A 6857-nucleotide genomic window follows, 5' to 3' on the forward strand; every position below is an offset into this window, starting at 1 on the left:
TAGATCCTTTTAAATTAAAAATGAAGTTTTAAATCAATCTAAAGTATATATGAGTAAACTTGGTCTGACAGTTACCAATGCTTAATCAGTGAGGCACCTATCTCAGCGATCTGTCTATTTCGTTCATCCATAGTTGCCTGACTCCCCGTCGTGTAGATAACTACGATACGGGAGGGCTTACCATCTGGCCCCAGTGCTGCAATGATACCGCGAGACCCACGCTCACCGGCTCCAGATTTATCAGCAATAAACCAGCCAGCCGGAAGGGCCGAGCGCAGAAGTGGTCCTGCAACTTTATCCGCCTCCATCCAGTCTATTAATTGTTGCCGGGAAGCTAGAGTAAGTAGTTCGCCAGTTAATAGTTTGCGCAACGTTGTTGCCATTGCTGCAGGCATCGTGGTGTCACGCTCGTCGTTTGGTATGGCTTCATTCAGCTCCGGTTCCCAACGATCAAGGCGAGTTACATGATCCCCCATGTTGTGCAAAAAAGCGGTTAGCTCCTTCGGTCCTCCGATCGTTGTCAGAAGTAAGTTGGCAGCAGTGTTATCACTCATGGTTATGGCAGCACTGCATAATTCTCTTACTGTCATGCCATCCGTAAGATGCTTTTCTGTGACTGGTGAGTACTCAACCAAGTCATTCTGAGAATAGTGTATGCGGCGACCGAGTTGCTCTTGCCCGGCGTCAACACGGGATAATACCGCACCACATAGCAGAACTTTAAAAGTGCTCATCATTGGAAAACGTTCTTCGGGGCGAAAACTCTCAAGGATCTTACCGCTGTTGAGATCCAGTTCGATGTAACCCACTCGTGCACCCAACTGATCTTCAGCATCTTTTACTTTCACCAGCGTTTCTGGGTGAGCAAAAACAGGAAGGCAAAATGCCGCAAAAAAGGGAATAAGGGCGACACGAAAATGTTGAATACTCATACTCTTCCTTTTTCAATATTATTGAAGCATTTACCAGGGTTATTGTATCATGAGCGGATACATATTTGAATGTATTTAGAAAAATAAACAAATAGGGGTTCCGCGCACATTTCCCCGAAAAGTGCCACCTGACGTCTAAGAAACCATTATTATCATGACATTAACCTATAAAAATAGGCGTATCACGAGGCCTGTGGGAGGAAAATAAAGTGTCATCCTAACTACAGGACCCTGCAACGTAGCAATTCCTGCAAAAATCCATTTAAAACAATGACTTATTTCAATTCTGCCATCTGCAAGCGTTTTGTGGGGATGGAGGCCGGAATCATTAAAGTATCATCCTAATTTTCGCTCAACCTTGGAAAATGCTGAGAATCGTAAAAATAAAGTTTCATCCTTTCCGCTACTAGTTCAAGGCTTTCTTCCGGCCGCCGGCAACAACGCTGCTTGGCTGAGGCGATCCACTTGCGCTACCGCTCACTGATCAGATCGAACTTGAACTCGACGAGCAGCCAACCATCAGGCCGAGCGTGATCGCCAAAAAAAACGGATCATGCGAAATCCTTCGTTGAGTTTGGCGCGGGTTTTAGCAAATCAGCTGGCCCGCGATCCGGTTGAGAGTGATCCGAAGCGGTCCTTGACGACCGGCACAAATCGGCCGATTCTGTTGAAAAAGTAGCTTTAGCGGCAGCCTGCCGATCAGGTGTGCCTGCTGTCGAAGTGGCTGCAAGCCACTTCAAGTTGCCTTCCGGCGTTTCACTGAGCGTCCTTGCTCAGGTTTAAGGGTTAATTTGAGGGTTTCTGCTCGTAGCAGGCATACCTATCCCGTCAGCGGTGGCCCTTGAGGCAAAAGCTTGGCCATGCGGCGCAGGTTCTGCACCATCGCAGCCAAGGTGAATTCGTCAGTGGCACCCGTTAGGCCACGCAGTCGTAAACGGTCGAGTTTCATGATCCGTTTGAGGTGGGCGAAAAGCATCTCCACCTTCTTTCGTTCGCAGCGAGAGACGAGGTACTCCGGTGTCTTGGCGATGCGTCGAGCCACGTCGCGGGCAGCCTCATGGATGCTGCGGACGATCTTCCGATTCGGCGTGTTGGGGCAGCATTTCGCTTTCAACGGGCAGGTGGCGCAGTCGGTTTGGCTGGAGCGGTAAATGACGGTTTTGGCCTTAGTTACCCGCGACCTTTGCTGGGTGAAGGCGCGCCATTCACTGCGTAGCGGTTTGCCGGCTGGGCAGCGATATTCATTGGCGTCCTGACTCCAGTGAAAGTCGTTACTGGAGAGGCTGTCGTCCTTGCGCTCGGTCTTGTCCCACACCGGCACATGCGGTTCGATGTCCTTTTCTTCGACCATCCAGGCCAGCATCGGGGCGGTGCCATAAGCGGTATCGCCGATAAGGCGTTCCGGTGTGAGATCGAACTGCGCCTCGACACGCTCGACCATCGTCCTAGTCGAATCGACTTCGGCGGTACGGTGCGCCGGGGTAGCTTCCACGTCCATGATCACACCGTGCTCAGTGTCGATCAGGTAATTCGTGGAGTAGGCAAAAAAGGCCGGGCCACCTGGCGCTGCTGTCCAACGGGACTGAGGATCAGTGAGCGAAATTTTCTTGGGAAGAGCCTCAGCCAGCGCCTCTTCATCAAGGGCTTCGAGGTACTCGCGCACTGCGCGGCTGCTGAGCTTTGGATCGTTCCAATCGACCTCATCTCCCGCCACCCCACGTTGCCGGCTGGCATCCGCCTTAATGATGCTGGCGTCGACGGCGAAACCTTCACCCTTGACTAGGCCGGCTGCCATGCAGCGCCGCAGCACCTCATTGAATAACCAGCGGAATAGATCGCTGTCACGAAAACGCCCATGGCGATTCTTCGAGAAGGTCGAGTGATTGGGGACTTCGTCTTCCAGACCCAACCGGCAGAACCAGCGATAGGCCAGGTTCAGGTGCACCTCTTCGCACAATCGCCGCTCGGAACGAATGCCATAGCAGTAGCCGACGACCAGCATGCGCACCATCAACTCCGGGTCAATCGAGGGACGCCCGATGGGGCTATAGAAATCTGCCAGGTAGGCACGTAGATCACTGAGATCCAAGCACTGGTCGATGCTGCGCAGGAGATGTTGGGCCGGGACGTGATCTTCCAGATTGAACGAGTAGAACAGGCGCTGCTGTCCTCCCGGTAACTGTCCCATCATGCTGTTCGCCCCCACGCTCGCTGACAAAGCAATTTTGCCAACGGCATGGGGAGGCCGCTACTTTTTCAACAGAATCGGCCGCACACAGCCATTCGGCTCAACAGAACCCTGCCTTTACCCCACCAAACTCCGGAAACTCGCCCGGTAGTCCGTCGGCTTGAGATGCACATGTTGGCTGAGGTCGCCGGGTAGCGTGAACAGGCGCGGACCGTCCCGAAACTGGAACACGCGATACAGATGGAATTGATCGCCCGCCTCCTTGGAGAATTCGAGTTCGTTGTGGCTGACCAAGAAAGACGAGCCTACCCCGCCATTGGTGGTTTTCACCTCGATGAAGCGCTCATGGGCGTCCTCTTCGAACGACAGGATGTCGAACCCCGCACCGTCTCCCTGGGTGTCGGACACCCAATCCAGCCGCTGAAAAAGCTCTGGGTGGCCGAGCTCGGTCAGGCGTTGCTGTTCGTAGCCAATCACCCACTGCTCCCCTGCCCGGCCCAGCTTGCGGTTGGCTTCATCGCGAGCGGCATAATCGAACTTTCGCGGTAGGCGTTGCCGTAGAGATGCCGGGGTACGCACAAGCACTTCACGGGCGGGTGGTTCTACCAAAGCCGCTCGGTAGGTTTTGTCACCCGGAAGTTTTACCTCCTCCAGGGCATCGACAAGAGCGCCGACCGTCTGCTGATGTTCCAGAACGTAGGCGTGTACGGATTTACGCAGCAGCAGTTGGCTGTTGCCGCGTGGCTTGTAGCCGTTGATATAGGGCAGGCCCAGGGCATCGAGTACGGCGCTAATGTTCTGGTGCTTGAGCTCGACTGAAGACTTGCTGCGACCGTTCAGCAGTTGGCGCAGTGCCTGGTTGTGCTCGGACTTGTGGTACGGCTCCCCAGCCGCCTCGGCACGCAGCATGTCGAAATAGTCTTCGACCGTGGCCAGGACCTCTTCTTCGGACCAGTCTTCGCCGATGCGAATGATGCGAAACCCGAGCCGCGTCAGCGCCGGAACGACGGTCGTCTCGCCACCGGAGAAGCTGTCAGCAGTGAGCGGGCCCTGCTCGGGAAATTGCTTGCCGAAGGCCACACCGGCGATGGCCTTGGAATCGCAATCGGTGCCGGTCTTCGGATCACGTACCAGGAAGTCGCGGGACTTGCCGTAGCCGTGGCGCGCCAGGAATTTCGTGCGGCCCAGTTGCACGAACTCATCGATGGCAGCCTGCACGGCGGCGGGGCTTCGAAGCTGGGAGAGTTGAGACACAGGGTCCTTCCTTACTGTCATGGTGTGCCGGGAACCGCCGAGCCACGAGATTATGAGTAGCCCCTGAACAGAAACGTCACGATAAAAGCCGTGAACGCCACCAGGCCCATTAAATCCCTTGCGTATTTGCAGCCCGTGCTGTCCAAACCTGTACCAGGTCCGATCAACACGCTCCAACCATTGAGGTACGAAAACACCGCCTGACCGAACAAAAAATGCGTGATAGCCGCCGCAGCCATGACGCCGGAATCGTCAGACAGGCTGTAGCTGTTGACCATTGCCCTGTACGCCTGCATCTGAAATGGCTATTGCCCTGATGGGAGCCGGCTTTTCAGCCACCGACACCAGCGATGCCGTCAATATTCTTTACCCGATAACCATGACCGTACAAGCTAACAAGGCCTGGCAAGCCAGCGGACTTAAAAAGTCTTTTTTTCTACCATCCCACAAAAAAGTTCGTGGTGGAGAAAAGATAAGCTATGCAAGGCTTTAGGAGACGTGGTTTTTCAGGATGACGAAGAACGATTCGGCGCTAGGTGCAACATAGGTGCATCGCACGAGCGCTAGGAACGGCGAAAAAAGGCGGACGTGGCGAAATCGGTAGACGCAGCAGACTTTAAAATTGGAGTGCCCGCGGGGAAATCCGCGGAGTAGAACCGCTCAAAGTCGGGGAACGCTAACGGGCAATACCCTAAGCCAATCCCGAGCCAAGCCCCTTCGGGGGAAGGTGTAGAGACTGGACGGGCGGCGCCTAAAGCCTTCGGGCAATGGCGAAGGGACAGTCCAGACCACGAACGTCATCAGACGGCGGCGAAAGTCGAGGTGGTACGAAAATCTGCTTCTCTGTGAGAGTACGGGTTCGAGTCCCGTCGTCCGCACCACAAAGCCAAACATCCCTGCGATGATCGACCTCTGGGCGTTTGGTCGTGAGCCCGCCACCCTCGCGCTACGCTTTGCGCAGGCGTCGAAGGCGATCAGGTGCGCCCATCGATTCCGTCGAGCACCATCGCTGCGAGTTCATCGCTGGTGTGTGCACCACTATCGAGAACACGGGTTGTGCATGGAAGCCGTTCCCTTGCGGCCAAGCATCGGGCGACATTCGCTAATCGCCACTCTCGAATCTCCGCATTTCGATTCGGGTCAGGATGCATGGTCTGGTTCGCGATCCGGTGACGCAATAGGTCCTCGTTGAGCGTCAGAAAGATGTGCAGCAGCTGATCGTCGATCCGCCTTACCCCGTCGAGTATCTCAGTCAGATAGTCCGGGTGCACGAGCGTCATTGGGATGATGATGTCCTGCGAGTAATTCCTTCGAATCTCCCTGACCGCCGCGATCGTAAGTCCCCTCCACAAGGGGAGATCCTGATAGTCTCCGCTCGCTGGCATGGGGACCGTTTCTTTCACCACGAACCCGATTTCCTCGGGGTCAAAGATCAGCGATTTGGAACGCCGATCGCGCAGCCGCTTAGCGAGCGTCGTCTTTCCGGCGCCGAAAGGTCCGTTGATCCAGATTATCATTGTCGACGGCCTCTAACCTGAAGGCTCGCAAGAGCGCTCGACGGCCTCGTGCGGAGGCACGATCGGAGTGGTTCCGAAATGCTTCTCAAGATAGGTGACGCCGAACGTCACGATGTCCTGCGCGTCGAACAGGTAGCACTGAGCAAAGCCCACGACACCTTCTCGATGGCGACCGAGCTTCACGTAAGCATTTGCTATAGTTTCAACCGCATCCGGCTTTCCTTCGATAGCAAAGCAATCGAGAATGCCGTTTGAATCGTAATCCGATGCCGTTTTCCAGGCGACTTCACCGTCTCTTCCAAGCATCGGCATCTCATACGTCACCCACCGTTTGTTGGGGATATCGGCAACCGCCTCGGCGTAGTGCAATGCGGTAACGGAGTTTAGCGGCGCACCCAACAGCAGGGCCTTCCCGCCAAGGCGAACGAACCGCTCGACGGGCGATCCTTCCCCCAAGGCGTGACCGAGTTCGTGAGGCTCCGTCAGCGTTTCAGCCAGCGGACCAACCGCGACCATCGATGCATCGGGGTGCGCGCTGCGCCGCGCGCCGGGGGCTTGAACCAGAAATTGATTCAGCAGGCCGAACCCACGGTAAGTCCCGGCTGTTGCGGGATCGAACGGCAGCCAGGTACGGCGGGCTTCGTCATCCAGCCGAGCGCCATTCAGAGTCTCCTCGTAGGGTGATCGGTCCCACGACGCGTATCCCATCACAGTGCCAGTCGGCCCAACCGCGGAGCGTAACGCGGCAACGACCGTCTCCGCTCCTCCTTCGACCGGACCAATCGCTTTAAGTGAGGCATGCACCATCAAGAGGTCACCGGTTTGGACTCCGAGTTTTTGAAGCGCCTCCGTTATTGCCTTCCGCGTATGCATCGCGATATCTCCTCTAAACTGCAAAACACTATACGGGGTCTGACGCTCAGTGGAACGAAAACTCACGTTAAGGGATTTTGGTCATGAGATTAT

7 protein-coding genes are annotated in these 6857 nt (G+C 55.4%); 1 reads left to right on the forward strand and 6 read right to left on the reverse strand.

Going from position 1 to position 6857, the window contains the following annotated elements; translation table 11 throughout:
* Positions 1-71 precede the first annotated feature (71 nt).
* From ACOTYN_RS25330 to ACOTYN_RS25345, 4 genes are all read right to left on the reverse strand, one after another.
* Entirely contained in the window at positions 72-932 is an 861-nt protein-coding gene (locus ACOTYN_RS25330; protein WP_000027057.1) for a broad-spectrum class A beta-lactamase TEM-1, read from the reverse strand.
* Positions 933-1752: 820 nt separating this feature from the next.
* Entirely contained in the window at positions 1753-3123 is a 1371-nt protein-coding gene (locus tag ACOTYN_RS25335; RefSeq protein ID WP_000971921.1) for an IS1182-like element ISCfr1 family transposase, read from the reverse strand.
* A gap of 114 nt (positions 3124-3237) precedes the next feature.
* Positions 3238-4374 (reverse strand): DUF3883 domain-containing protein, encoded by a 1137-nt coding sequence (locus ACOTYN_RS25340; protein WP_000080861.1) that lies wholly within the window; start codon positions 4372-4374, stop codon positions 3238-3240.
* Positions 4375-4424: 50 nt separating this feature from the next.
* Entirely contained in the window at positions 4425-4652 is a 228-nt protein-coding gene (locus ACOTYN_RS25345) for a hypothetical protein (protein WP_000248278.1), read from the reverse strand.
* Positions 4653-4675: 23 nt separating this feature from the next.
* On the opposite strand from ACOTYN_RS25345, the gene ACOTYN_RS25350 reads away from it, so the two are divergent.
* Positions 4676-4867 carry a hypothetical protein gene (locus tag ACOTYN_RS25350; RefSeq protein ID WP_000951934.1) on the forward strand — a complete coding sequence of 64 codons (192 nt, stop codon included), beginning with the start codon at positions 4676-4678 and terminating at the stop codon, positions 4865-4867.
* A gap of 481 nt (positions 4868-5348) precedes the next feature.
* On the opposite strand, the gene ACOTYN_RS25355 is transcribed toward ACOTYN_RS25350, so the two are convergent.
* Both ACOTYN_RS25355 and aac(3)-IId read right to left on the reverse strand, forming a co-directional pair.
* Positions 5349-5891 carry an AAA family ATPase gene (locus tag ACOTYN_RS25355; protein ID WP_000587837.1) on the reverse strand — a complete coding sequence of 181 codons (543 nt, stop codon included), beginning with the start codon at positions 5889-5891 and terminating at the stop codon, positions 5349-5351.
* 12 nt (positions 5892-5903) lie between these two features.
* On the reverse strand, positions 5904-6764 hold the full coding sequence (gene aac(3)-IId, locus ACOTYN_RS25360) for an aminoglycoside N-acetyltransferase AAC(3)-IId (RefSeq protein ID WP_000557454.1): 861 nt from the start codon (positions 6762-6764) through the stop codon (positions 5904-5906).
* Between the last annotated feature and the right edge of the window lie 93 nt (positions 6765-6857).

It is taken from the genome of Enterobacter cloacae complex sp. IR5458, assembly GCF_049238025.1.
Taxonomy (GTDB): Bacteria; Pseudomonadota; Gammaproteobacteria; order Enterobacterales; family Enterobacteriaceae; genus Enterobacter; species Enterobacter kobei.

Bases quoted from the DNA above. Each gene is read 5' to 3' on its own strand.
- ACOTYN_RS25330 (WP_000027057.1), bottom strand. From the start codon at position 932: ATGAGTATTCAACATTTTCGTGTCGCCCTTATTCCCTTTTTTGCGGCA.
- ACOTYN_RS25335 (WP_000971921.1), bottom strand. From the start codon at position 3,123: ATGATGGGACAGTTACCGGGAGGACAGCAGCGCCTGTTCTACTCGTTC.
- ACOTYN_RS25345 (WP_000248278.1), bottom strand. From the start codon at position 4,652: ATGGTCAACAGCTACAGCCTGTCTGACGATTCCGGCGTCATGGCTGCG.
- ACOTYN_RS25350 (WP_000951934.1), top strand. From the start codon at position 4,676: ATGGCTATTGCCCTGATGGGAGCCGGCTTTTCAGCCACCGACACCAGC.
- ACOTYN_RS25355 (WP_000587837.1), bottom strand. From the start codon at position 5,891: ATGATAATCTGGATCAACGGACCTTTCGGCGCCGGAAAGACGACGCTC.